The sequence below is a fragment of the Vibrio sp. B1FLJ16 genome (assembly GCF_905175385.1).
In the GTDB taxonomy this organism is placed as follows: domain Bacteria; phylum Pseudomonadota; class Gammaproteobacteria; order Enterobacterales; family Vibrionaceae; genus Vibrio.
Window position 1 is genome coordinate 1,104,368 of record NZ_HG992749.1, and the last position, 24,933, is coordinate 1,129,300.

Annotated in this window: 21 protein-coding genes; 14 read left to right on the forward strand and 7 right to left on the reverse strand. The window is 44.8% G+C overall.

What is annotated here, in order from left to right; genetic code table 11:
- Window position 1: 1 nt before the first annotated feature.
- The 4 genes from KHN79_RS05080 to KHN79_RS05095 all read left to right on the forward strand — a co-directional run bounded on the left by KHN79_RS05080 (window position 2) and on the right by KHN79_RS05095 (window position 4,568).
- On the forward strand, window positions 2-964 hold the full coding sequence (locus KHN79_RS05080) for a DNA polymerase III subunit delta' (RefSeq protein ID WP_182008185.1): 963 nt from the start codon (window positions 2-4) through the stop codon (window positions 962-964).
- Window positions 955-1,722, forward strand: coding sequence for a YchF/TatD family DNA exonuclease (locus KHN79_RS05085; protein ID WP_182008184.1), 768 nt, complete (start codon window positions 955-957; stop codon window positions 1,720-1,722). The genes KHN79_RS05080 and KHN79_RS05085 overlap by 10 nt, the downstream gene beginning before the upstream one ends.
- A 443-nt stretch (window positions 1,723-2,165) precedes the next feature.
- A complete protein-coding gene (ptsG, locus tag KHN79_RS05090; protein WP_182008183.1) occupies window positions 2,166-3,596 on the forward strand; it encodes a PTS glucose transporter subunit IIBC in 1,431 nt (476 codons plus the stop codon).
- Window positions 3,597-4,166: 570 nt separating this feature from the next.
- Window positions 4,167-4,568 carry a hypothetical protein gene (locus KHN79_RS05095; RefSeq protein WP_182008298.1) on the forward strand — a complete coding sequence of 134 codons (402 nt, stop codon included), beginning with the start codon at window positions 4,167-4,169 and terminating at the stop codon, window positions 4,566-4,568.
- Between the two features lie 71 nt (window positions 4,569-4,639).
- On the opposite strand, the gene KHN79_RS05100 is transcribed toward KHN79_RS05095, so the two are convergent.
- Entirely contained in the window at window positions 4,640-4,735 is a 96-nt protein-coding gene (locus tag KHN79_RS05100) for a MetS family NSS transporter small subunit (protein WP_182008182.1), read from the reverse strand.
- The gene (locus tag KHN79_RS05105; protein ID WP_182008181.1) at window positions 4,732-6,198 is read right to left on the reverse strand and encodes a sodium-dependent transporter; all 1,467 of its coding nucleotides are present in this window, start codon (window positions 6,196-6,198) and stop codon (window positions 4,732-4,734) included. The genes KHN79_RS05100 and KHN79_RS05105 overlap by 4 nt, the downstream gene beginning before the upstream one ends.
- A 680-nt stretch (window positions 6,199-6,878) precedes the next feature.
- Between KHN79_RS05105 and KHN79_RS05110 the strand changes: the two genes are divergently transcribed.
- Both KHN79_RS05110 and KHN79_RS05115 read left to right on the forward strand, forming a co-directional pair.
- Window positions 6,879-6,971: a YnhF family membrane protein gene (locus KHN79_RS05110; protein ID WP_182008180.1), complete on the forward strand. Its 93-nt coding sequence runs from the start codon at window positions 6,879-6,881 to the stop codon at window positions 6,969-6,971.
- Between the two features lie 34 nt (window positions 6,972-7,005).
- A complete protein-coding gene (locus KHN79_RS05115) occupies window positions 7,006-8,163 on the forward strand; it encodes a patatin-like phospholipase family protein (protein ID WP_182008179.1) in 1,158 nt (385 codons plus the stop codon).
- A 59-nt stretch (window positions 8,164-8,222) separates the two neighbouring features.
- Here the strand turns inward: KHN79_RS05115 and pyk are convergent, their stop codons facing one another.
- Window positions 8,223-9,665 (reverse strand): pyruvate kinase, encoded by a 1,443-nt coding sequence (pyk, locus tag KHN79_RS05120; RefSeq protein ID WP_182008178.1) that lies wholly within the window; start codon window positions 9,663-9,665, stop codon window positions 8,223-8,225.
- Window positions 9,666-10,029: 364 nt separating this feature from the next.
- On the opposite strand from pyk, the gene KHN79_RS05125 reads away from it, so the two are divergent.
- Together KHN79_RS05125 and KHN79_RS05130 are read left to right on the forward strand one after the other, a co-directional pair.
- Window positions 10,030-11,247: an ROK family protein gene (locus tag KHN79_RS05125; RefSeq protein WP_182008177.1), complete on the forward strand. Its 1,218-nt coding sequence runs from the start codon at window positions 10,030-10,032 to the stop codon at window positions 11,245-11,247.
- A gap of 268 nt (window positions 11,248-11,515) precedes the next feature.
- On the forward strand, window positions 11,516-12,469 hold the full coding sequence (locus tag KHN79_RS05130) for a chemotaxis protein CheV (protein WP_182008176.1): 954 nt from the start codon (window positions 11,516-11,518) through the stop codon (window positions 12,467-12,469).
- A 70-nt stretch (window positions 12,470-12,539) separates the two neighbouring features.
- On the opposite strand, the gene KHN79_RS05135 is transcribed toward KHN79_RS05130, so the two are convergent.
- From KHN79_RS05135 to KHN79_RS05150, 4 genes are all read right to left on the reverse strand, one after another.
- On the reverse strand, window positions 12,540-15,614 hold the full coding sequence (locus tag KHN79_RS05135) for an error-prone DNA polymerase (protein ID WP_182008175.1): 3,075 nt from the start codon (window positions 15,612-15,614) through the stop codon (window positions 12,540-12,542).
- Between the two features lie 6 nt (window positions 15,615-15,620).
- Window positions 15,621-17,024 (reverse strand): DNA polymerase Y family protein, encoded by a 1,404-nt coding sequence (locus tag KHN79_RS05140; protein ID WP_182008174.1) that lies wholly within the window; start codon window positions 17,022-17,024, stop codon window positions 15,621-15,623.
- Window positions 17,025-17,027: 3 nt separating this feature from the next.
- The gene (gene imuA, locus KHN79_RS05145; protein ID WP_182008173.1) at window positions 17,028-17,720 is read right to left on the reverse strand and encodes a translesion DNA synthesis-associated protein ImuA; all 693 of its coding nucleotides are present in this window, start codon (window positions 17,718-17,720) and stop codon (window positions 17,028-17,030) included.
- Between the two features lie 145 nt (window positions 17,721-17,865).
- Complete coding sequence (locus KHN79_RS05150; protein ID WP_182008172.1) at window positions 17,866-18,609, reverse strand: YciK family oxidoreductase; 744 nt, start codon at window positions 18,607-18,609, stop codon at window positions 17,866-17,868.
- A 253-nt stretch (window positions 18,610-18,862) separates the two neighbouring features.
- Between KHN79_RS05150 and sohB the strand changes: the two genes are divergently transcribed.
- The 6 genes from sohB to lapB all read left to right on the forward strand — a co-directional run bounded on the left by sohB (window position 18,863) and on the right by lapB (window position 24,907).
- On the forward strand, window positions 18,863-19,924 hold the full coding sequence (gene sohB / locus KHN79_RS05155; protein ID WP_182008171.1) for a protease SohB: 1,062 nt from the start codon (window positions 18,863-18,865) through the stop codon (window positions 19,922-19,924).
- 232 nt (window positions 19,925-20,156) lie between these two features.
- Window positions 20,157-20,837 carry a (d)CMP kinase gene (gene cmk / locus KHN79_RS05160; protein ID WP_182008170.1) on the forward strand — a complete coding sequence of 227 codons (681 nt, stop codon included), beginning with the start codon at window positions 20,157-20,159 and terminating at the stop codon, window positions 20,835-20,837.
- 110 nt (window positions 20,838-20,947) lie between these two features.
- Entirely contained in the window at window positions 20,948-22,618 is a 1,671-nt protein-coding gene (gene rpsA / locus KHN79_RS05165) for a 30S ribosomal protein S1 (RefSeq protein ID WP_182008169.1), read from the forward strand.
- Between the two features lie 214 nt (window positions 22,619-22,832).
- A complete protein-coding gene (gene ihfB, locus KHN79_RS05170) occupies window positions 22,833-23,117 on the forward strand; it encodes an integration host factor subunit beta (protein ID WP_182008168.1) in 285 nt (94 codons plus the stop codon).
- A gap of 305 nt (window positions 23,118-23,422) precedes the next feature.
- A complete protein-coding gene (locus tag KHN79_RS05175) occupies window positions 23,423-23,713 on the forward strand; it encodes a lipopolysaccharide assembly protein LapA domain-containing protein (RefSeq protein WP_182008167.1) in 291 nt (96 codons plus the stop codon).
- 18 nt (window positions 23,714-23,731) lie between these two features.
- Window positions 23,732-24,907: a lipopolysaccharide assembly protein LapB gene (lapB, locus tag KHN79_RS05180; protein ID WP_182008166.1), complete on the forward strand. Its 1,176-nt coding sequence runs from the start codon at window positions 23,732-23,734 to the stop codon at window positions 24,905-24,907.
- Window positions 24,908-24,933 lie beyond the last annotated feature (26 nt).

A 24,933-nucleotide genomic window follows, 5' to 3' on the forward strand; every position in this document is an offset into this window, starting at 1 on the left:
CATGTTTAATGATTCTCCGTGGATAAAGCAGGTTTGGGATAATCTGAAAGCGGGTTTAGATTCTGAGCGTATCCCCGGAGCTTTGTTGCTTCAAAGTGAACCGGGTTTGGGCGCTGAACAGCTAGTTGAAAGCTTAAGTCATGCACTTCTATGTCAGAACTACAGCAGTGAAGCTTGTGGTTTTTGCCACAGCTGCCAATTAGTTCAATCACAAAGCCATCCGGACTTACACTGGATAAAGCCAGAGAAAGAAGGTAAGTCCATCACGGTTGATCAAATCCGTGCATCTAACCGACTTGCTCATGAGTCGTCTCAGCTTAATGGTTACCGTGTGTTTGTCATAGAACCAGCTGATATGATGAATGAATCAGCTTCCAATGCATTGTTGAAAACACTTGAAGAGCCTGGTGAGAAATGTCTTTTCTTGCTGGTTACTCACAATCAGGAGCGTTTACTTCCAACGATTCGTAGCCGATGTCAGCAATGGGTAGTCACACCACCATCGACAGAGCAGGCGGTGCAATGGTTAAGCGCTCAAGGGGCAACAAAGATACCTCCTTATGCGTTAAAGCTGAATATGGGGTCTCCTATTAAAACTCTTGAGGCCGTTAATAGTGGTGAACTGGAAGAATATTCCGCATTCGAAAATGACTTGATTGAAGTTTTGTCTTCGTCTGTTGCGGACGTTTCTGGCTGTGCTTCCTACATGGCGAAAAATCCAGACAAAGCGTTAAACTGGGCGTGGTATCTACTGACTGATGCTCAGAAGGTTCAGTTTGGTGTTTATGAAGACGACATATTACCGGGAGCCCATAAACTGCAGCAGCAAAACTATAACGGGTTGTATTCATCAGCGAAAAAGTTGGTGGACCTCAAGGCTCAAGTACAAGCCTTTCCCGGCTTAAACCTGGAGCTATTATCAATGAATTGGTTAATTGAATCACGAGAGGCATTATGTTCGTAGATTCGCATTGTCATTTAGACAAATTGAATTACGACGATCTCCACATTAATGTGGAAGACGTTATTAACAAAGCCAAAAAGGCTAATGTAACAGAGTTACTTTCCGTAGGAGTCACTCTTGACTCGTTCCCTCGTATGATGGAAATGATTACCCCGTACGATAATGTGTACGCGTCTTGTGGTGTGCATCCCTTGGATGTAGAAAGTGATTTTTCTCTGGATAAGCTTCGTAAATATGCTTCACATGATAAGGTGGTTGCTATTGGTGAGACTGGCTTAGATTATCATTACCAGCCAGAAACTGCCGCGTTGCAGAAAGAGCGATTTGAGCAACATGTTGACTTAGCGGTGGGGCTTAATAAACCGTTGATCATTCATACGCGGAATGCTCGTGCAGATACCCTCGATATCTTACGTAATGGTGGCGCTGATAAGTGTGGCGGTGTAATTCATTGCTTTACAGAAGATCTTGCGTTTGCTGAAGCCGCTCTGGATTTAGGTTTTTATATCTCTATTTCAGGTATTGTGACTTTCCGTCAGGCAACAGAGCTTAAAGAAGTGGTCAAAACACTGCCTCTGGATAAGTTGCTAATCGAAACCGATTCACCTTACTTAGCGCCTGTTCCACATAGAGGTAAAGAGAATCAGCCAGCGTATGTTGTTGAGGTGGCTGCGTACATCGCTCAACTAAAACAGTGCTCACTATCAGAAGTTGGTCAAAAAACCTCCGATAATTTCAGAAATCTTTTTTTGCGATGATAATCAATTAAGCGTATTAAAAAGGGGCATTAGCCCCTTTTTTGTTTATAAATAAACCAAAATAATAATTTGGTTTAATGTTTACTAATTGTGTTGATTCATCTGTATTAAAATCCCTCAAATGTAATTTTGTTACTAAAAATAACATTGTTAGTTATTTTATTTACGCCTTAAAATTAATTCTGTTTATAATTTTTCTGTTATAAAACAACTGCTTATAACTAATTTGAGCTATTTGAACAGCGTTTTTTCGTGTGATCTGCGGCTTGTTTTGAAACTAAATTTCGTAACTATGTGGAAAGTTTGAGGGTCATCAATATATATTTAGAGCCGGAAAATATAATGCAACGTGTGGTTACATTTTCATTGGGTGCTAACATTTAGGCTACGGGGGTGTGCCGTTAGTGCCCAAATAATACTTATAATTTATCAGGAGCATAAACATGTTTAAGAACCTTTTTGCAAACCTGCAAAAAGTTGGTAAATCTCTGATGCTGCCAGTATCAGTGTTACCAGTTGCAGGTATCCTACTAGGTGTTGGTGCAGCCCACCTAAGCTTCATTCCAGAAATCGTTTCGAACCTAATGGAACAAGCTGGTGGTTCAGTATTTGGCCAAATGGCACTTCTATTTGCTGTTGGTGTAGCACTGGGCTTCACAAACAACGATGGTGTAGCTGGTCTTGCTGCAATTGTTGGTTACGGCATCATGACAGCTACTCTAGGTGTTATGGCTGGTGTTATGGGCGTTGAGAAAATCGATACAGGTGTACTAGGTGGTATTCTTGTCGGTGGTCTTGCTGCTTGGGCATTCAACCGTTTCTTCAAAATTCAGCTTCCAGAGTACCTTGGCTTCTTCGCGGGTAAACGTGCTGTGCCAATCATCACTGGTTTTGGTGCGATCATCCTAGGTGTTATCCTTTCGGTAATCTGGCCACCAATCGGTGCTGCTATCGGTGCATTCTCTCATTGGGCTGCAGAGCAAAACCCACAGCTAGCATTCGGTATCTACGGTATTGTTGAGCGTTCACTAATCCCATTCGGTCTACACCACGTGTGGAACGTACCTTTCTTCTTCGAAGCAGGTAAGTGTGTAAACGCTGCAGGTCAAGTTCAGAACGGTGTTCTTACTTGTTACCTTGTTGCTGATGAAGCATCTCGTGCTGCGGGTAATGGCTTCGGTCAGCTAGCGGGCGGCTACATGTTCAAGATGTTTGGTCTACCAGCAGCAGCAATCGCTATTGCTCACTGTGCTAAACCAGAAAACCGCGCGAAAGTAATGGGTATCATGGCGTCTGCTGCTCTGACTTCATTCCTAACTGGTATTACTGAGCCAATCGAATTCTCATTCCTATTCGTTGCTCCACTACTATATGGTATCCACGCTCTACTAGCTGGTTCTGCATACGTTGTATCTAATACTCTAGGTTTCGTACACGGTACTTCATTCTCGCATGGCCTGATTGACTTCCTAGTTCTGTCTGGCAACGCTCAGAAGATGATTCTTATGATCGGTGTTGGTCTTATTTACGCTGCAATCTACTACGTGGTATTCCGCGCGGTAATTACTGCACTAGACCTTAAAACTCCTGGTCGCGAAGATGAAACTGAAGCAGTAGCAACTACTTCTGGCTCAGATATGGGTGGTGAACTAGTAGCAGCGTTCGGTGGTAAAGCTAACATCACTGGTCTTGATGCGTGTATCACTCGTCTACGTGTAGCGGTAGCTGATACTGCAGCTGTTGACCAAGACAAACTGAAACAACTAGGCGCAGCGGGTGTTGTAGTTGTAGCAGGTGGTGTTCAGGCTATCTTTGGTACTAAGTCTGACAACCTGAAAACTGAAATGGATGAGTGGATTCGTAACCACGGCTAATCACAGTTATTCATTACATAATTGAAAAGGAGGCTTCGGCCTCCTTTTTTAATGCTTAGGGTCTGTTGAACTTTCGCTGTTAAATTTTGTTCGGATGGGGACGCCTAGTAAAAAGCGTTTTAATCGCGGAGAGTGGCGGACGGCTAGTCGTTTGTAGCTTAGTCATTCTAAGCAAAACACCTCTCAACAAAGAGTAAAACGCTTTTAGCGGGGGCGGGGCGCCGCCCAGCTTGAACCCTGGGGGCGCCGCCCAGCTTGAACCCTGGGGGCTGTGTGTGGCTCCTTTCTACTGCGTTATCGGCTTATCATGCAGTGCAACTACATTTCAAAGCCTCGGCCTGGTATAAAGAATCCACAAACTGCTGCAAAAATCAGCTCGAAAGATCAACAGACCCTAGTAACCTGCATTATTAAACTTAGTGCAGGACATATTTCCACTTAGAGAGTGATCTCAAACGCACCTTAACCCTTCTTGTTGTTTTCACACCGCTTTCTTACCCATCGCTGACACACTCAAACTAAAACATGTTTGAATTGTGCACGTTGTTTTTTAAGAATTGATAAATGAGTATGAAGAAGATATTTATATTGGCAGCAGGGCTTATGTCGAGCGCTGCAATGGCGACTAATGGCGCTTCGGATTTCGCTGTTGGTATGGCCGCTGATCAGCAATTGAGCGTTGTTGTAGAAATCGACAAAACTTACCGTGGGATTATTGGTAACGACGGGATGGCTTTTGATTACATCGCTAAACGCGGAACCTTTGACCAGAATATGCCTGTCACCTGGTATATTGGCGTAGGTGGATGGTATGAATGGGACGATGAATTTGGTTTACGTGTACCTCTTGGCGTCAATTGGGATATCTCTAAAGGATGGGATTTATACGGCCAACTTCATCCAGAGCTTGACTTGTATAAAGGTGTAGATTTGCAGCTTGGTGCTGCAGTTGGCGTAAAGTATAACTTTTAGTCTCTAACTTTACCTGAGCGCCAATAAAAAAATGCCGGCGATTGAGCCGGCATTTTTATTAGAAATATATATTAACGTTTATTCATCGCTCGTTTGATGCAAACGGCAGCACCACCCCAAGTAATTCCTAAACCAATAACCATCATGATGATTGCACTGATTGTCATTTTGCTGTCTCCTTGCGGTTTACGGCGTTAATTAATAGCCCGAAGATAAATAGTGCTGCGATCAATGCCCAACCTAGAGTCAAGTCGTAACCGCCATAGCCGTCGGTAAACAAGGCATAAAGTTTGGTTGCTAAAATTACTGCCAGCATAATAGGTGTTACGAAGCGTAAGCAGACCTCAAACCATTGACCGATTGAGAAATCAGAGCGTTCATTTACATAGCCACGTACTTCTGTAACGCGGTTCAATAGCCATGCCATCAGCATGATTTCTACTAAGCCACCAACCATGATACCGACGTTGTTTGCAAAATGGTCAACTAGGTCAAGCAACAGAAGCCCACCGTTAGTTGCGAATGCCATCGATACAACAAAACCAATACCGATAACGACGTTAGCAGCTTTCTTACGAGTCCAGTTTAGTTTGTCGATAATCGCAGATGTAACGGCTTCCATGATTGAAATATGGGAGCTTAGACCCGCAACTACCAAAGCAAAGAAGAACAGTGGGCCAAGGATGTAAGGCGCTGGTAACAGGTTAATTGCCGCTGGTAATGTAACAAACGCCAGACCTACACCTGCCGAAACAACTTCCGTTAATGGTTTACCTTGCTCCTGAGCCATGTAGCCCAGAACAGAGAAGATCATGATACCTGCAAGAATAGAGAAACCACAGTTAATCAAGACCGTCATAAACGCATTGTTTGTGATGTCTGACTTCTCCGGTAAGTAGCTGGAGTAAGCCAGCATGATGGCAAAACCGATACTTAGGGTAAAGAAGATCTGACCATAAGCCGCAGCCCATACTTTTACGTCCCAGATTTTGCTGAAATCTGGTTCGAACATGTAGTTCACACCATCTAGCGCGCCCGGTAGGAAAACCATACGACCGATCAGGAAAAGCACCATAATAAATAGGATTGGCATCATGATTTTTGATGCACGCTCAATACCTGATTTTACACCGCTAGCAATTGCAACATAGGTGATTGCCCAGGCGATGGTCATCGCCAATGCGATTTTCCACTGAATGCTGCCCAGATTAGTCGGTGAGTTATCACCTAATTGTAGGTATTCACTAAAGAAAAATGCGTTAGTGTCTGCCCCCCAGCCTTGGTTGAACGAAAGACCAAAGTAAGAGATAGACCACCCAATTACGGCTACATAATAAACGGCAATGACTGCAGCAACACCAACCTGGAACCAGCCTAGCCATTCGAACTTCGAATGAATTTTAGCTAATGTTGTTGGTGCTGAACCACGGTATTTCTGTCCCATACTGAACTCTAGGATCATGAATGGAATACCAGCAGTGATCATGGCAAAAAGGTAAGGAATAAAAAATGCGCCGCCGCCATTCTCGTAAGCCATGTATGGGAAACGCCAAATGTTACCCAACCCGATGGCTGAACCTACTGCTGCTAAGATGAATCCTGCTCGGGATCCCCATTGTTCTCGCTTCATATTTGACTCCTGTACTACTCCCTAAGGAATGAAGCTCTCTTATATTGAGGCAGCAGGGCGAGTTTTTAGAAGTAAGGACAACTACTATCCGTCAGTATTCATTCCCTAAATTCTAATATATTATTTTTTCGCCAATTTTTATGCTGCTCTACATAAGAGAATGTAGAGATTAACTCTCATATTGTTGATGTGTGTTTGATAAATCTGAAATATTTATCTGTTTTCGCTATTCAGACTAACTTTTAATAATGTTGAGCGCAACAGATCATAATTGTTAATGTTAGAGGTTTGTGTGGTTTTAATATTGTTAAATGAATTTTTGTTAGGTGCATTGCCGCTTTGTGGTACGTAATTTTGAAATAATAAACTGCCATATGGTGATTAAGTTGGTCGTATGGACTATTTTTGCTCTTTAGGGCGTATGTCTAGATTTTGTTCAATTATCTGGATGATGATTCGTCAGATTGACGGAAGTTACAGATCAACATCAAATCTCACGCTCAATAACTAGAATCTTGCCGCATCTTTAAATTCATTACCTCTTCTAGAACAAGATTCGTGAAGTTGTTTCGGTATAGGTTAATTGTGATGTTTTAGTCAAAACGGCGCGAACAAATGAGGCAAATCTTGATCATGTTGCATTCTGCTGTTATTAATTTGTTACATATTAAGGAGGTTTTATGGAACACGATCTCAAATCCGCACTTGTTATCGTTGCTGTGGTTTTTGCAGTACTTTTATCCTTTGGGTTTATTGCAATTACTGCCGCTTAGTTAGGCTTCTTCTACGAAGAAAAGGCTTAAGCCAATGATACGTAACAGCGGTATAGTCACCGAAAGTCATACTGAGCTCGATATCGATGTGTATGAGCACTTCAGGCATGGCAAAACTGCTCTTGTCACACAAGGAGGAGGGCAGAGAGGGATTTTTACCGCTGGAGTGCTGGACGCTTTCTTACTCTCCAATTTCGATCCTTTTGATGAATTTTATGGAACATCTGCTGGCGCACTAAACTTGTGCCCTTACTTATGCCGCCAACATGGAATGGGTAAGGCATTCATCACCGAACTTACCACTGCTCCCGAATTTTTTAACCTCTTCCAGTACATCCGTAATCAGCAGTATATGGGGCTGGAATGGGCGCTAGAAAGAATTCAGGACTTTCCGTATAAGCTCGATCTCGATTTGGGGCGCAAGGCTTTAGGGGGCAGGAATGCTTTCGCAGCCGTTACCAATGTTGAGACGCTTTCCGATCAGTACCTCCCTATGCTTGGCGACTCTTGGTTTACTACGATGCTGGCAACATGTGCGATTCCCAAGCTGTACCTTGGCCCTGTGGAGCTGAACGGGCAGAAATTCGTCGATGGCGGCGTATCTGCTTCTGTTCCTGTTCAGGAGGCATGGAGACAGAATGCACGTAATATCATTGTTATTCGCACAGAACCTTTCTCTGAGAAGCAAGCGAGAGTGCAAAGTGAAATTGGCGATCGCCCAGTTCAATGGTATCGCGAGTCGATAAACTCAGTTCAGCAGTCTTGGCAGCAGAAAGTGAGTCAGTGGAAGTCAGACTGGACATCATTTTTCCAACAAAAGATCAATACTGCACACCAATCTAAACTTGCCGGACAAGTTCTGTTAAACGGAGGACGGTGGCTGTTTGGAGCGGATAATCTCTATCGTCTAAGTCATCTCTTAGGTGAAAATTTTGACTCTGGTTTAGCCGACATGCTGATGATTCATTATCAGACGTTTGAACTTACTCAAGCCTTTTTATCAGCGCCTCCGGATGACACTTTTATCTTACAAATCGCACCTAAAGAAGGGCTTCGTTCATCTTCTCTTCTTAGTGAGCCTGATGCGCTGGAACATGATTATCAACTGGGCTTGCAAGCCGGATTTAATTTCGTGCAGCTCTATGATCAACTTAATCTTGATATCGATATAGATGGAAGGGAAAGCGCATAGCGTTACGATTAATATGAAAGGGCTCCACGTAGGAGCCCTTATTTTTAGTGCTTAAAATGTTACGCAGAAAGGATGCGCATGCAGTTGGTAGAGCCTACAACGTCCATAACGTCACCTTGTGTAATGATGACCAAGTCGCCCTCATGTAAGTAGCCTTGTTCTTTTAGGCTTGCGATCGCTGCTTGAGCTGTTGGTAAGCCGGCATCGCATTTTGCATCAAAATAAAAAGGTGTGACGCCTCGATACAAAGCAGCCCGGTTCAGTGTCGATTCATTTCTTGATAGCGCAAAGATAGGTAACCCTGAACTCAGACGTGACATTATCAATGCCGTTCTGCCAGATTCTGTTAATGCAATCATCGCTTGAACGCCATCCATGTGGTTCGCTGAGTACATGGTGGCCATTGCAATGGTTTCTTCTGCTGTTTCGAAGGTGCGCTGAAGACGATAGGTCGACAGACTGGCTTCAGACATTTTTTCAGCGCCAAGGCAAACCTCTGCCATCGATTTTACCGTTTCTACCGGGTACTGACCTGCCGCGGTTTCGCCTGATAGCATGACGGCATCAGTACCATCTAAGACTGCATTGGCGACGTCCATGACTTCGGCCCGGGTCGGCATCGGGCTGGTGATCATGGATTCCATCATTTGAGTGGCGGTGATTACAACTCGATTGAGGCTGCGTGCTCGGCGAATGAGCTTCTTCTGGACACCGATAAGTTCCGGATCACCAATTTCTACTCCTAAATCCCCGCGTGCTACCATCACGACATCTGAGGCGAGAATGATATCGTCAATTGATTCATCACTTTCGACAGTTTCTGCACGTTCTACTTTGGCTACTAATTTGGCTTCTAACCCCGCGTCTCGTGCCAAGCGTCGGGCGTAATGCATATCTTCGCCATTACGGGGAAAGGAAATCGCTAGGTAATCGACTTTAATTTGTGCTGCAGTAAGAATATCCGCTTTGTCTTTTTCGGTCAGAGCGTCTGCCGACAGGCCACCGCCTTTTTTATTGATGCCTTTGTTGTTGGAGAGTGAACCACCAACTGTAACTCGGGTATGAACTTTATTGCCTTCTACACTGGTGACTTGTAACTGAACCCGGCCGTCGTCCAGCAATAAGATATCGTTTGGAGCAACATCGTGCGGGAGTTCCTTATAATCCAGACCCACAGTCTCTTGACTACCTTCACCTTTAGGCAAATCACTATCTAGCGTGAACTTGTCTCCGACATTTAGAATAACTTTTCCATCTTTAAATGTGGAAACTCGGATTTTCGGTCCTTGTAAGTCGCCTAAAATAGCAACCTGACGCCCTAATTTAGCAGCGATCGCGCGGACTTTATTGGCTCGTTGAATATGATCTTCACTGTTGCCATGTGAAAAGTTCATTCGTACCACATTAGCCCCCGCCTTGATGATCTCCTCAAGGACATTGTCTTTATCTGTAGAGGGCCCAAGAGTGGTGACGATTTTTGTTCTTCTTAGTTTGGCAGTCATAGATTCTCCGAAGAATACTGATGTTAGACATGGGAACTTGAATTCTGTGTAAGTAAGTATATGCACAGATTCTAGGCATTAAGCCGGACACGAATAAAAAGTTCGACAACCTCGATACTAATTAAAGTGCATGTATGACTTGATGTTTTGAGGCGAAGTTATTCAGCTATGCTGTCTTCCTAATTTGGTCGATAAAATAAGTTATTTTTCACACAATTTATCAGGTCTGGATTCTTCGTTATTTGATTGAATACACAAACAAACAGGTTTCTGCGTGATGCTTGTCACGGGGATTTATTAATTCGCTTCACAATTACTTCGCAAAGTAAAAAAATTGACGGGTTATCGAATTTTGGAGTGCAAGATGTACATGGCTCAACCGGGCCATATTGATCATATCAAACAGGTCAATGCTGGTCGTGTATATAAACTGATTGACTTAAAAGGTCCTATCTCTCGGATTGATTTGTCGAAGCAAAGTGAGCTTGCACCTGCGAGTATTACTAAAATCACCCGAGAATTAATCGAAGCACACTTGATTCATGAAACCACAGTTCAAGAGGCTACCAGTCGTGGCCGCCCAGCGGTAGGATTGCAAGTCAATAATGAAGGTTGGCAGTTTCTTTCAATGCGTTTGGGGCGTGGCTACCTGACTATCGCGCTGCATGAGCTTGGTGGTGATGTGTTGATCGACACTAAAATTGAAATCCATGAGCTCGATCAAGACGATGTACTTGAACGTTTGCTGTATGAAATTGATGAGTTCTTTCAAACCTACGCCGATCAATTGGATCGTGTAACGAGTATCGCGATTACTCTACCTGGCCTTGTAAACTCCGAACAAGGCATTGTTTTACAAATGCCTCACTACAATGTCCAAAACCTTGCTTTGGGGCCTGAGATATTTAAAGCGACAGGTTTGCCGGTATTCATTGCCAACGACACGCGAGCTTGGGCGTTAGCTGAAAAGTTGTTTGGCCATTCTCAAGAGAACGAAAACTCAGTTCTGATTTCTATTCACCATGGGTTAGGTGCCGGTATCATTCTGGATGGCCGTGTTTTACTTGGTCGTCACGGTAACATTGGTGAACTGGGCCACATACAGATAGATCCACATGGCAAACGTTGTCATTGTGGCAATATCGGTTGTCTGGAAACAGTGGCTAGCTCTCAGGCTATCCGAGAAGAAGTAGTTAAACGTATTGCTGACGGCGAAGCTTCGAGTCTTGCTGAGCAAGAAGAGATGAGTATCGAAAGCATTTGTGAAGCGGCGGCTAATGGCGATCCTCTTGCTGTTGATGTCATCGAAAAACTGGGTGGTTATTTGGGGAGTGCAATTGCGATTGTGATTAACTTGTTTAACCCTGAAAAGATTTTGATTGGCGGGGTAATTAATCAGGCCAAAGAGGTTCTGTATCCGGCTATTCGCCGCTGTATTGAAGAACAGAGCCTGCCGGTTTACCACCAAGATTTGGAGTTGGTAGAGTCACGTTTTTATAAACAAGCGACAATGCCAGGAGCTGCGCTGATTAAACAGGCTTTGTACGATGGGCAATTACTGATGAAAGTGGTAGAGGGTTAATCTCTTTTTATCGGTTTCATATTATATCAAAGGGGTGATATTTGTATTTTCATCCCTTTTTTGTTTTTGCCAGCTAATCATGTAATCACTTGATTGATCTATCAACACCTTTGATGTAGTTTCCCTTATAACCTCATTACATCAATAAGTTGTAATTGGATTTTTATCACTGGTTCCCCATTTGTGGGTATCGTTATTTTAGGCTTTGTTGTTTCTGCTTCATCCACTCAGCAACAGAGAAGTCGTTGTCCAGAATTTAGGTAGTAGTATGTCCGGTGTGTTAAATACAGTTGATCAGCGCACAAACTTAGTTGGTGAGAACCGACTAGAGCTTTTGCTGTTCACGTTGAATAGTCGTCAATTGTTTGCGATTAATGTGTTCAAAGTAAAAGAAGTAATAAAGCTTCCACCATTAACTAAACTTCCGGGTTCTCATCATAATATCCGTGGTGTGGCTTCTTTGAGAGGAGAGGCGGTGCCTGTCATTGACCTGCGTAGTTCGATTGGTTTTCCTCCATTGCGTGGTGAAGCGGAAGAGGAAAATCTGATCGTGACAGAGTATAACCGCACGATCCAAGGCTTCTTGGTTGGCTCGGTCAGAAACATCGTGAATACTGCATGGACGGAAATTCAGCCGCCGCCTTCGACTACCGGGCGTTCGAACTACCTGACGGCTATCACTCAGATTAAAGACGGTGATGCTTCTCAAATTGTTGAAATTATTGATGTTGAAAAAGTACTGGCAGAAATTGTGCATTACGATGTCACTATTTCTGCCGATGTGCTTGATCAGGAGCTGTCCGATGCGATGGTTGGACGCAATGTATTGATTGTCGATGATTCATCGACCGCTCGTAACCAGGTGCGTGATACGCTTTCTCAGCTGGGTGTGAATATCATCGAATGCTGTGATGGTTTAGAGGCGTTAACGGTTCTTAAACGTTGGTGCGATGAAGGCAAAGATGTTGAGAAAGAACTGCTGATGATGATTACTGATGCAGAAATGCCAGAGATGGACGGCTATAAGCTGACGTACGAAGTCCGTAATGATCCTCGCATGGCTAATTTATTCATCACGTTAAATACCTCTCTTAGCGGCAGCTTTAACGAAGCCATGGTGCAGAAAGTGGGTTGCGACCGGTTGATTTCTAAGTTCCAGCCAGACCTGTTGGTAGAAGTCGCACAAGACAGACTGCGTCAGATCCTCACGTCAAACGCATAATCGTTTTCGACGAAGTCTTTAAAGCAGAGAAAACAAAGGGAGGGAAGCCTCCCTTTGTTTTCTCTGCCATTTAGTGAAAGTCTCGTGACTTGCTCTGTAAGTCTGAGAGGTGATGAGTACAATCAATCAGTTTGCCTGCGATCACATGTGTAACGTCTCCCTCTCGTTCCAAAATTCCCTTTACCATCATGACTTTTGAAGTGAGATAAGCCTGCTTTTGAGCACGGGCAGTCGCACCCCAGACCACAACGTTAATGTTTCCGGTGTCATCTTCCAGGGTAATGAAAGTGACGCCAGCCGCTGTACCAGGAGATTGACGTCCGGTGACCAGCCCTGCAACAGTCACCAGTGATTTATGCTCTTTATTGACCAACTCTTTCATACGGGTAAAGCGGGGGAGCTTGCCTGCTTGTTCCAGTAAAGTAATTGGGTGCCGGCTGAGAGAAAGCCCTGTACTGGCATAATCTTCAATCAGGTTTTCATACTCAGAAGGTTGAGTCTGATAGCTGTCTGCAGGCTCTTGAATATCATGAAACAAAGGTAAGTCCGATAACGAGTCCATGGCAGCCCAGCGGGCACTGTAGCGATTGCCTGATAATATCTGGAAAGCATTTGCGGATGCCAGCAGTTCTATATCGCGGCGGCTTCTCAGGATCTGTTTTACTTCCTGAATAGAGCGATAGCCTTTTTCAGGGCGTCGTTCAACGAGCCGGATTGCGTTCTCCTCACTGAATCCTTTTACTAAGCGAAAGCCAAGCTGCACCCCCAAACGTCCGTTTGGTCGTTTAGTCAGATGATGCTGACAGAGTGAATGATTGACGCAGACCGGTAAAACCTCAATTCCGTGACGACGAGCGTCTTGCACCAGTTGTGACGGGCTGTAAAAGCCCATGGGTTGGCTGTTCAACAGAGCCGTATAAAACTCCGCGGGGTAGTAATATTTCAGCCAGGATGAACAATACGCCAGCACCGCAAACGAAGCCGAATGACTTTCTGGGAAACCGTATTCACCAAAGCCACAAATTTGCTCGAAGATGCGTTCAGCAAACTCTAAATCGTAGCCTCGCTCTCGCATACCATCGATCAGCTTAGGTTTAAACCTGGCTAGGTCACCATTTTTTTTCCAGGCTGCCATTGCCCGGCGCAGCTGATCTGCCTCACCACCACTGAATCCGGCAGCCACCATTGCCAGCTTGATCACCTGTTCCTGAAAAATCGGCACGCCCATGGTTCGTGCTAATACACTTTCCACTTCTTTTGACGGGTAGCTGACGGGTTCGTCGCCATTGCGTCTTTTGAGGAAGGGATGAACCATATCGCCCTGAATCGGCCCCGGACGCACAATCGCAATCTGAATCACTAAGTCGTAATAACAAGCAGGCTTAAGGCGGGGAAGCATACTCATTTGTGCTCTGGATTCGATTTGGAACACGCCGACCGTGTCCGCCTTCTGGATCATACGATACACATCAGGATCATCCTGAAGCCGGGTGATCTCGGCAATGGAAAGCGATCGCTGGTGGTGTTTTTCGACCAGCTGAAAGCACTTTCTGATCGCATTCAGCATGCCTAATGCGAGCACATCGACTTTGAGCAGCTTCAGGCTTTCTAAATCGTCTTTGTCCCACTGAATGATAGTGCGATCCTGCATGGAAGCATTCTCTACCGGAACCAGTTCGTACAGCGGACCAGACGAGATCACGAAGCCTCCCACGTGTTGAGAGAGGTGACGGGGAAAACCGATGATCTCGTTGACCAACTGAATAAACTGCTGCCCTTTAAGCGATTCAGGGTGTAATCCGAGCTCGACAATCTGTGCTTGCCAGCCTTGGCTGCGATCGCGGCGATTCACATTCTTAATGAAAAAATCTAGCTGGGTTTCTTCTATCCCGAGTGCTTTTCCGACTTCTCTGACTGCACTTTTAAACCGGTAACTGATCACCGTGGCTGCCAGAGCCGCACGCTCCCGACCGTATTTTTTGTAGATGTACTGAATGACCTCTTCGCGGCGTTCGTGCTCAAAGTCGACATCAATATCTGGCGGCTCATCTCGCTCTTTACTGATGAAGCGTTCGAACAGCACCGATATTTGTCTCGGGTCAACGGAGGTGATTTCCAGGCAATAACACACGACAGAGTTGGCCGCCGAGCCTCGTCCTTGATAGAGAATGCTTTGCTTTTTCGCGAACATCACAATGTCGTGAATGGTTAAGAAGTAATAGTGGTATTCCAGATCCTTTATCAGGGCGAGTTCGTTCTCAATCGTTTGCTGAATATCCTCTGGCACACCATCAGGAAATCGTCTTTTCTTGCCACGTTCAACTAACATGCGGAGGTAGGAGTCAGGTGTGTAACCGTCAGGGATCAACTCAGCAGGGTATTCGTATTTCAGCTCACCCAGACTAAATTCACATAAATCAGCGATGTGCTTGCTCTCTGCAATCCATTCCGGTTTGTAAACACGAGAGAGTTTGCCCAGTGGCCGTAAAGCACGCTCGGCGTTGGAGATTCGTTCAAAACCTAGTTTCTCTACGCTACAGCCGTGTTTTACTGCGGTTAGCACGTGCTGTAACGGCAAGCGCTCGACCGAATGCATCAGTACGCCGCCACAAGCGGTGATGGGTAACTGGAACTCATGAGCGAGCTTTTCACAATGCTCGCTATACGCAGCATCACCGCCACCGAGATGACGCTGAATTGCAACCCATAGGCGGTTTGCGTGGTGTTGCTGTAACCAGCGCCCCCAGTAGCGGTCACTGTTTTGATGAGTAGGTAGCCACAGAACGAGGCAATGTCGAATTGACATTAAATCCCATTCAGAGAGTTGATAGCTGCCTTTTTCACTGCGTCGCCTTGCGTTAGTAATGATACGACACAGCTCTGCGTAGGCTTGACGGCATGGGCACAGCAAGACGATCTGGCATTCATCGTTGAGCCAAAACATGCTGCCAACAATTTGTTTGATGTCGAGTTTATTCTGTTTGATCGTAGTGTACGCTTTGACCACGCCAGCGACGGAACATTCATCAGTGATCGCAATGGCCTGGTAGCGATAAAAAGCAGCTTGCAATACCAGCTCTTCCGCATGAGAAGCTCCGGTAAGAAAAGAAAAATTGGACTGACAAAACAGCTCTGCGTAGCTCATAAAGGTTTAACAAAAATATCCGTGAAGAAACCAGTGTTTGTGCTGATCGCGAAACACCCATAGCCAGCGGCCTTGTTTGGTATGCGCTATGTAGTAATCGCGCATGATTTCATCGCCATCCCACCAACCTGAAACAATTCGCTCAGGACCATGTACCAGAGCAACTTGCTCCTGAAGTGGTATCGGTGCGGGTAATTGCATCGCTGGTCGAAATAAATGGGGAATAGCCGAAATGGTAACGTCAGGCTCATCGGCAGGACGATATTGGCAGGCTTTTTCTGGCCTTGGATCGCAAGTGATGTTCGGCTTGAGTACAGCACTTTTCCCTAGTTTCGCTTGCAGTAGCGAGAGCAGTTCTAAGTTGTTCATCTGGCCTTTTTGTCCGGCAAACAGATCGCAAGCACTGCTGATTGGTTCGCCCTGGCGAATCACTTGTAAAGACAGGCCAATCACAGGACCATTGAGCGCCAGAGATCCCAGGTTCAAACTAGCGAGTTGCAACCAGCGTTGGGATAAATAGTCACCTTGCGCGGAAGTGAGCTGAAGATGCTGTTCCTGTTTATCTCGTTGGTGAAGCGTTAAACGCAGCTCAAAGGCGACTTTATTTCTCAGCTTGAGAAAAGTTTCTAGCTGACGAAGTAACTTCACTAGCGGCTTTTCGATCCACTGAACATTTTCGAGTTCAAATAACAGCTCCAGATAGACCTGAAATGATTCTGTTGGATGATAAAAATCGACAGGGTGTCTGAACTGGCCTGTTAGCCGACCGACGTAGTTAACTAAATCAATATCAAATCGCCGGGCGATGTCTTGTAGCGGCAACTCAAGTAGATCTTGTAATGTACTTACGCCGACACGCTGCAATTTATCAACTGTTACCGTGGATAAATCAGTCAGTGTCAAAGGTACAAGACTAAGGGATTGCTGGATGAATTCACTGTTCTCAGTCAGTTGGTTACTTCCGGACAGTGCCATTAGCTTGGCGGCGAATGGCGAAAACCCACAACCAAACTGAAACGTCAGTTTTAAAGTGCCTAGGTGAGAAGTGACTTTATGCCAGTAGTTTTGCAACCCTTCATAGAGACTGAGCATTGGCGTTGCGCGTAGTAAGAGCCCCTTATTGGGCATCAGTACAACATCAGATGTGATCAGATACAGCCATTGTGCAATCTCCTGCAATTTATTCAGCTCGGTTTTCGGATGATAAGGATGCACTTGTAAGCCTCGGCACAAAGATGCTGCACTGCCTAGCCCCATATTGGGTTTAATACCTTGCTGCTCTGCAATGTCATTGTATTGAATGATGCGGCCGCGCTGGCTTTCGACAATCACTACCGGCTGCTCCTGATTATCACCAAACAGGGTGTCCAATTGCAGGCGAGGGAAGTGTAAATAAATCCACAAAGACATGTGTTACCCCTGATTGACTAGAGGGAAGCGTACGACAGTCGACGGAGTGCCCCCCTTAGTTGGTACCACCAATTGTGGGTAATGATGTCGGAAGTTAATGTCAATCTGGCCTTTGCTCCAACCACCTTTACGCTTTAATACTTCAACACTGACACCTTGTTCATGGCCTTGTAGCTTCAAACTTAGTGAGACTGGTAAAGATAAGCGATTTGTCATATTTGGCTTGAGCATAAATAGAGGACAAGCTCCTTGTTCACTAGCCACCTGCAGACGCTTGACCTGATGGATCTCAAGCTCGTCCTGCCACAACAAAACATTGGTACATACACCACTTTTAAGACATTGCTCCGCAGCCCATAGCGCATCGCGCTGATGCTCTGGAGTGACGATCCAGACCTGATTGATGTCCAAGCCAATACTGTGCAGAAAGAGTGAATTCATCAGGGCTGGTGGCTGAATAAACGCGGTTACCCCCTTGGTCATAGAGGATTTCAAATAAGGAGCTAACAGGCGCAACTCGCCAATGCTGCCGACAGATTCCATTTCAACCACGCCATGAGGTGGAAAGCCACCACCGAGCAAAGTATCCAGCTCAGGAAAGCCAGAGCTGTTGAGGAACTGATGTGAGTCCGCCTTGGTTAAATTTGCTTGCCAAACAAGGTGTTGGCTTTTTAAGTGCTGAATAATATCTTGCATAACTAGGACAACAGAATTTCATTAACTGTATATTTGTACAGTATATTTGTATGGGGAAAAGTCGCAAGATTTTTGTGGTGATAAAAATGAAAAAAGACAGCGTTCGCTGTCTTTTCAATCGATTAAGTGAAAGTGTGAAACGGAATTAACGCTTCGGTTGTGCGTCAATACACTGACCGTTCACATCGGTTACTGCCGGATCCATCAGGTGCAGATACAACGGCATAAGATCCTGCGGCGTTTTTAGCTGGTTTGCATCTTCACCCGGGTATGCTTTCTCACGCATTCGAGTACGTGTTGCTCCCGGGTTGATTGCATTGACACGGATTGGTGTATCACTTAGTTCATCAGCCAAGATTTGCATCATGCCTTCTACTGCAAATTTAGAGATAGCATACGGACCCCAGAACGCTCGACCAGAGTGACCAACAGTCGAAGATGTGAAGATAATCCGACCGGCTTCAGATTTACGCATTGCAGGCAGCAGTGCCTGAGTCATCAGCACTTCGGCTTTAACGTTGATCTGCATTATGTCGTCGAAGTCGTCTTCACTGATCTGTTCGAACGGGCAAAGTGTGCTCAGAACACCTGCGTTATGCAGCAGGCCATCCAGGCGACCAAATTGACCTTCTATGGTTTCCGCCATATCAATGTAGTTCTGCTTTGTTGCGCCTTTTAAATCAAGAGGAATAATAGCGGCTTGCGGGTAACCGGCAGCTTCAATTTCATCGTAAATGGATTCAAGGTTTTGAACGTTTCTGCCCAATAAAATTACCGTTGCACCGTGCTTGGCGTATGAAAGTGCGGCTTGACGGCCAATACCATTACCTGCGCCGGTAACTAGAATGACTTTATCTTTTAAGGCATCTGCTGAAACGGAGTAGTCCACGGTGTTTAATCCTTATTATTGTAAGAGGGTATATCCATGATTAGCGCTAAAATGCGCCGCTTTCTCAATGGAAAATCTTGGTAATCGTGACAAGACGGTTACAATACACCAATTCATGTGTTATACCAATTCCAGAACGTTCGTTAGGTATGCTATCAATCAGAACAAGTGCTTACAAACCACTTTGCCTTCTATTTGATTTTTCGGTATAGCATAGCGACATACATGCTGGAGTGAATTAAAGGAGCTCTCATTGGAATTTATATTAGATTACGGTCTGTTTCTGGCCAAGGTTGTTACAGTCGTTGCTGCTATTGTTGTCCTGATTATTCTTGTTAAATCGGCTGGCGGAAAGTCAGGCGCAGAGAAAGGTGAACTTGAGATAACTAACCTTTCTAAGAAGCATAAACAGTCTGTTGAACAGTTAGAGCATCATTTACATGATGAGGCTTTCATCAAAGCACGTGATAAAGCGGTTAAGAAAGAAGAAAAAGAAAAGAACAAATCCCGAGAGAAAGAGATTAAACAGGCAAACAAAGAGGGGGCGTTAGATACTAAGCGTGAGCCTCATCTGTTCGTTCTCGATTTTCATGGCAGCATCGACGCCAAAGAAGTGAAATCATTGCGTGAAGAGATTACCGCCATTCTTGCTGTCGCGCGTGAAGGGGATGAAGTTTTACTTCGTCTTGAGTCAGGTGGTGGCATGGTACACGGGTACGGGTTAGCGTCTTCACAGCTTGATCGCATTAAAGCGGCTGGCTTGCCGTTAACGATTGCTGTGGACAAAGTGGCGGCAAGTGGCGGATACATGATGGCGTGTGTCGCAGACAAAATTGTTTCTGCGCCGTTTGCTATTGTTGGCTCAATTGGTGTGATTGCACAAATTCCAAACTTCAATAAACTATTGAAAAAACACGATATTGATTACGAGCAACTGACGGCGGGTGAGTATAAGCGAACGCTTACTATGTTTGGTGAAAACACCGATAAAGCCCGTGATAAGTTCAAGCAAGAGCTGGAAGAAACTCATGGTTTGTTCAAAGACTTTATTCGTGATCGTCGCCCAAGCCTGGAACTAGAAAAAGTAGCAACGGGTGAACACTGGTTTGGTATCCAAGCGAAAGAGCGTGGTCTGGTTGATGAAATCGGTACATCTGATGATCTTGTTGTTGCTGCATGCAAAGATAAAACAGTACTGGCTGTTCACTACGTACCTAAGAAAAAACTGGCAGATAAGCTGGTTGGCGTTGCAGGTAAAGTTGCAGATAGCGTGATATTAAAACTGGCTGAGCGTGGTCAAAAGCCGATTGTGTAATCGCATCGCGAGACATCGCTAACAGTAATTAATGATATTCAACTTTGAAATGGCGGGGGTGAAAGCTCTCGCCATTTTTATTTGCTTTTGAAGTTTTATTATGAATCCAGATGCTATTTTGGTTTGATGCATCGTATGACATTTTTCCTCGCCCGAGAGGGCGATTTCCCTTATAATATGCGCCTCGAAAATCGAGAAAATTACTAAAAAGAAATAATAGGTGGAGAAGAACATGTCCTCTCAAACTCCGGTTGTAACCGTAGATGGACCTAGTGGTGCAGGTAAAGGCACTCTGTGTATGTTGCTGGCGGAAAAGCTGGGTTTCCAGCTCTTAGATTCTGGCGCAATTTATCGAGTACTTGCACTTGCTGCGATTCACCATGGTGTTGACACCGAGTCTGAAGATGCGCTTGTCCCACTGGCTACACACCTAGACGTTCAGTTTATTGCTGAAGGTGACCTTGTTAAGGTTATCCTGGAAGGCGAAGACGTATCTGGTGAACTCCGTAAAGAAGAAACCGGCATGGCAGCATCTAAAGTCGCAGCGCTACCACGTGTTCGGGAAGCATTATTACGTCGTCAGCGTGCATTTGAAACCGCTCCGGGTCTGGTTGCTGATGGTCGTGATATGGGGACCGTTGTTTTCCCGCATGCACAAGCAAAAATCTTTCTTGATGCGAGCGCAGAAGAGCGTGCAAATAGACGCCTTAAACAGTTGCAAGATAAAGGGTTAGATGTTAAATTTGCTGACCTTTTAAGCGAGATCCAAGAGCGTGACGATCGCGATCGTAACCGCCCAGTGGCGCCATTACGCCCTGCAGAGGATGCGCTTGTGCTAGATTCTACGTCGATGTCTATCGACGAAGTGGTAGAAAAGGCACTACAATATATCGAATCGAAGCTGGTTGGGTAATAACACTCAGCCAGGCTAAGAGCGTTGGTCGCAAGGATGATGACCGGCGAATTTAATAACCCCATGCGGTAGGATACCCGTGGACGTTTAATTTATTGAAGATTAAATAAATGACTGAATCTTTTGCTCAACTCTTTGAAGAGTTTCTAAACGAAACAGAATTCCAACAAGGCAGCATCGTTAAAGGTACTGTAGTAGCTATCGAGAACGGTTTCGTTCTTGTTGACGCTGGTCTTAAGTCTGAATCTGCTATCCCTGCTGAACAGTTCAAGAACGCTGCTGGCGAACTTGAAGTTGAAGTTGGCGCTGAAGTAGACGTAGCTCTAGACGCTGTTGAAGATGGTTTCGGTGAAACTCAACTTTCTCGTGAGAAAGCTAAGCGTCACGAAGCTTGGATCGTTCTTGAGAAAGCTTACGAAGAAGCTGAAACTGTTGTTGGTATCATCAACGGTAAAGTTAAAGGCGGTTTCACTGTTGAACTAAACGGTATCCGTGCTTTCCTTCCTGGCTCTCTAGTAGACGTACGTCCAATCCGTGACACTGCTCACCTAGAAAACAAAGAGCTAGAGTTCAAAGTTATCAAACTTGACCAAAAACGTAACAACGTAGTTGTTTCACGTCGTGCTGTTATCGAATCTGAGAACAGCGTTGAGCGTGACGAGCTTCTAGAAACTCTACAAGAAGGTTCTGAAGTTAAAGGTATCGTTAAGAACCTTACTGACTACGGTGCGTTCGTTGACCTAGGTGGCGTTGACGGTCTTCTACATATCACAGATATGGCTTGGAAGCGCGTTAAGCACCCATCTGAAATCGTTAACGTTGGTGACGAGATCCAAGTTAAAGTTCTTAAGTTCGACCGTGAGCGTACTCGCGTATCACTAGGTCTTAAGCAACTAGGCGAAGATCCATGGGTAGCAATCGCTAAGCGTTACCCAGAAGGTCACAAACTAACAGGTCGCGTAACTAACCTAACTGACTACGGCTGCTTTGTTGAAATCGAAGAAGGCGTTGAAGGTCTAGTTCACGTTTCAGAAATGGATTGGACTAACAAGAACATCCACCCATCTAAAGTTGTTAATGTTGGCGACGAAGTTGAGGTTATGGTTCTTGAAATCGACGAAGAACGTCGTCGTATCTCTCTAGGTCTGAAACAGTGTAAAGCTAACCCATGGCAGTCATTCGCTGAAGCACAAGCTAAAGGCGACAAAGTTACTGGTAAGATCAAGTCTATCACTGACTTCGGTATCTTTATCGGTCTAGAAGGCGGCATCGACGGTCTAGTTCACCTATCTGACATTTCTTGGAATGTTGCTGGCGAAGAAGCAGTACGTGAGTACAAGAAAGGCGACGAGATCTCTGCAGTTGTTCTAGCAGTAGATGCTGAGCGTGAGCGTATCTCTCTAGGCGTTAAGCAAATGGAAAACGACCCATTCAATGCTTACGTTGCTGACAACAAGAAAGGTACTCTAGTTAACGCTACAGTAACTGCTGTTGACGCTAAAGGTGCTACTGTTGAAATCGCAGAAGGCGTTGAAGGTTACATCCGTGCTTCTGAAGTATCTCGCGACCGCGTAGAAGATGCTTCTCTAATCCTAAGCGCTGGTGATGTTGTTGAAGCTAAGTTCACAGGTGTAGACCGTAAGAACCGCGTTATCAACCTATCTATCAAAGCTAAAGATGAAGCTGAAGAGCAAGAAGCAATGGCATCTATCAACAAGCAAGACGAAGCTGCTTTTGGTAATGCAATGGCTGACGCTTTCAAAGCTGCTAAAGGCGAATAATATACTCGCTTAAGCAAAAAAGGAGCCGCAAGGCTCCTTTTTTATATTTATTACATTAAAAGTAGTAATACTAATACCAGTAAACTATCTTAATAAAAGACATTTCCTGATTGCATATTTTTCGTAAAAAATCAGCTAGTATTACTAGCAAGTGTTTGTTGGAATTAGTATTACTTACTATAATGAGTGATAAAAATACTCAAAGAGGGCAACTATGACTAAGTCTGAACTGATTGAAAGACTCTGTGCTGAGCAAACACATTTATCAGCAAAAGAGGTAGAGGATGCTGTAAAAGATATTTTAGAGCACATGGCCTCTACACTGGAGAGTGGTGACCGTATTGAGATCCGCGGCTTCGGTAGTTTTTCTCTTCATTACCGCGAACCTCGCGTAGGTCGTAACCCTAAAACGGGTGACAAAGTGGAATTAGACGGTAAGTACGTTCCGCATTTTAAACCTGGCAAAGAACTTCGTGAGCGCGTCAATATTGGTAGTTAACGCTCTCTTATTAGTTTGAAAAAGCGGCATACTCTTACGTATGCCGCTTTTTTATCATTAGATTATTGGTATGTCTAGGTAACCTCAGGACGCAAGGTTCAGCGAGAATGACTTGGTTCACAGGCGCGGCGACGATTTTAAGATCTAGTGGTTCTAAATCAAAAATTGCTAACAATGACTGTGATCCAATCCAACTCGTCCTCCGGGAGCATGTATCTTGAAGTGATTTGGGTATAATATACATGGTCTGAAACAACATTTTACTGCATAATCTGACCTACTTACTCAGTTAAGGATGACGTGATATGAAAATTATAAAAATCGTTATTGTACTTGCTCTCTTTGTAATCGCTTTGGCTTTAGGATCACAAAATCAAGAGGTAGTTGCTTTTAATTATCTTTTAGCAAAAGGAGAGTTCCATTTATCAACGCTATTAGGCGTGGTATTTGTCGTTGGCTTTGCTTTAGCGTGGGTTATCTTTGGGAGCATCCACCTAAAGACTCAACTTCAGGTTATCCGTCTGAAAAAGAAACTGAAACAGTACGAGCCAGCTAAAGCAGAAACTGCTAAGCCTGCTATCGACAAAAAGGCATAAGGATAAGGCTTCACTTTAATGCTTGAATTACTCTTCTTGTTATTGCCTATAGCTGCTGCGTATGGCTGGTACATGGGGCATCGCAGCGCTCAACAAGACAAGCAGAAGCAATCTCATCAAATTTCTCGTCAATATATGGCGGGCCTGAACTTGCTGCTCTCTGATCAATCAGATAAAGCTGTTGATCACTTTATTGAGTTGCTCCAGGTTGATAACGAAACCATAGATACTCACCTTGCGTTGGGTAACCTTTTCCGTTCTCGTGGTGAAGTGGATCGCGCAATACGTATTCACCAAAATCTTATTTCACGTTCGGGTCTGACTCTTGACCAAAAAAAACTCGCTCTGCAGCAGCTCGCTAAAGACTACATGGTCTCTGGCTTTTTAGACCGTGCGGAGAAGATATTTGAGCAGTTAATAGAAGAGCCTGACCATCGCGAAGCGGCACTTCAGCAGCTTGTGACCATTTACCAGCAAACTCGCGAATGGGAAAAAGCGATTTACTACGCTAACCAGCTGGTGAGAGTGGGAAATAAGCATTCGCGAATGCGGGCCAACATCGCACACTTCTGGTGTGAAATTGCCATGTTAGACCAAGCTGATGGCAATAAAAATAAAGCGATTCAGCATTTTAAAAAGGCACTTTCTGAAGACCCTAAATGTACTCGCGCAAGTATTGCGCTTGGGCGCATTTATTTAGAGTCTGAAGATTATAAGCAAACTATTAAGTATTTGACTTCAATCTTGGATCAAGACAAAGACTTTATCAGTGACGTATTGCCGACAATAGCAGAGTGTTACCATCATCTGGGGCAAGAAGACGAGCTGGTGGAATTCCTGCGAGCCTGTATAGACAAGAAGGCTGGTGTATCTGCTGAACTGATGTTGGCGCAGCTGGTTGCTCACCACGAAAGTGTAGGTGCCGCACAGGAGCTGCTGACTAAACAGTTGTTGAAAAACCCAACCATGAAAGGGTTCTATCGTTTGATTGATTATCATATTGCAGAGGCTGAAGATGGCCGTGCAAAAGACAGTCTTTCGACCCTTCAAGCTATGGTTGGTGAACAGTTAAAAGTGAAACCGCACTACCGATGCAGAAAGTGTGGTTTTTCAACCCACTCCCTTTATTGGCACTGTCCTTCTTGCAAAGGGTGGGGGACGATCAAACCAATCCGTGGATTGGATGGTGAGTAGTTTTAATGCAGCTGGCGGGTTTTCTG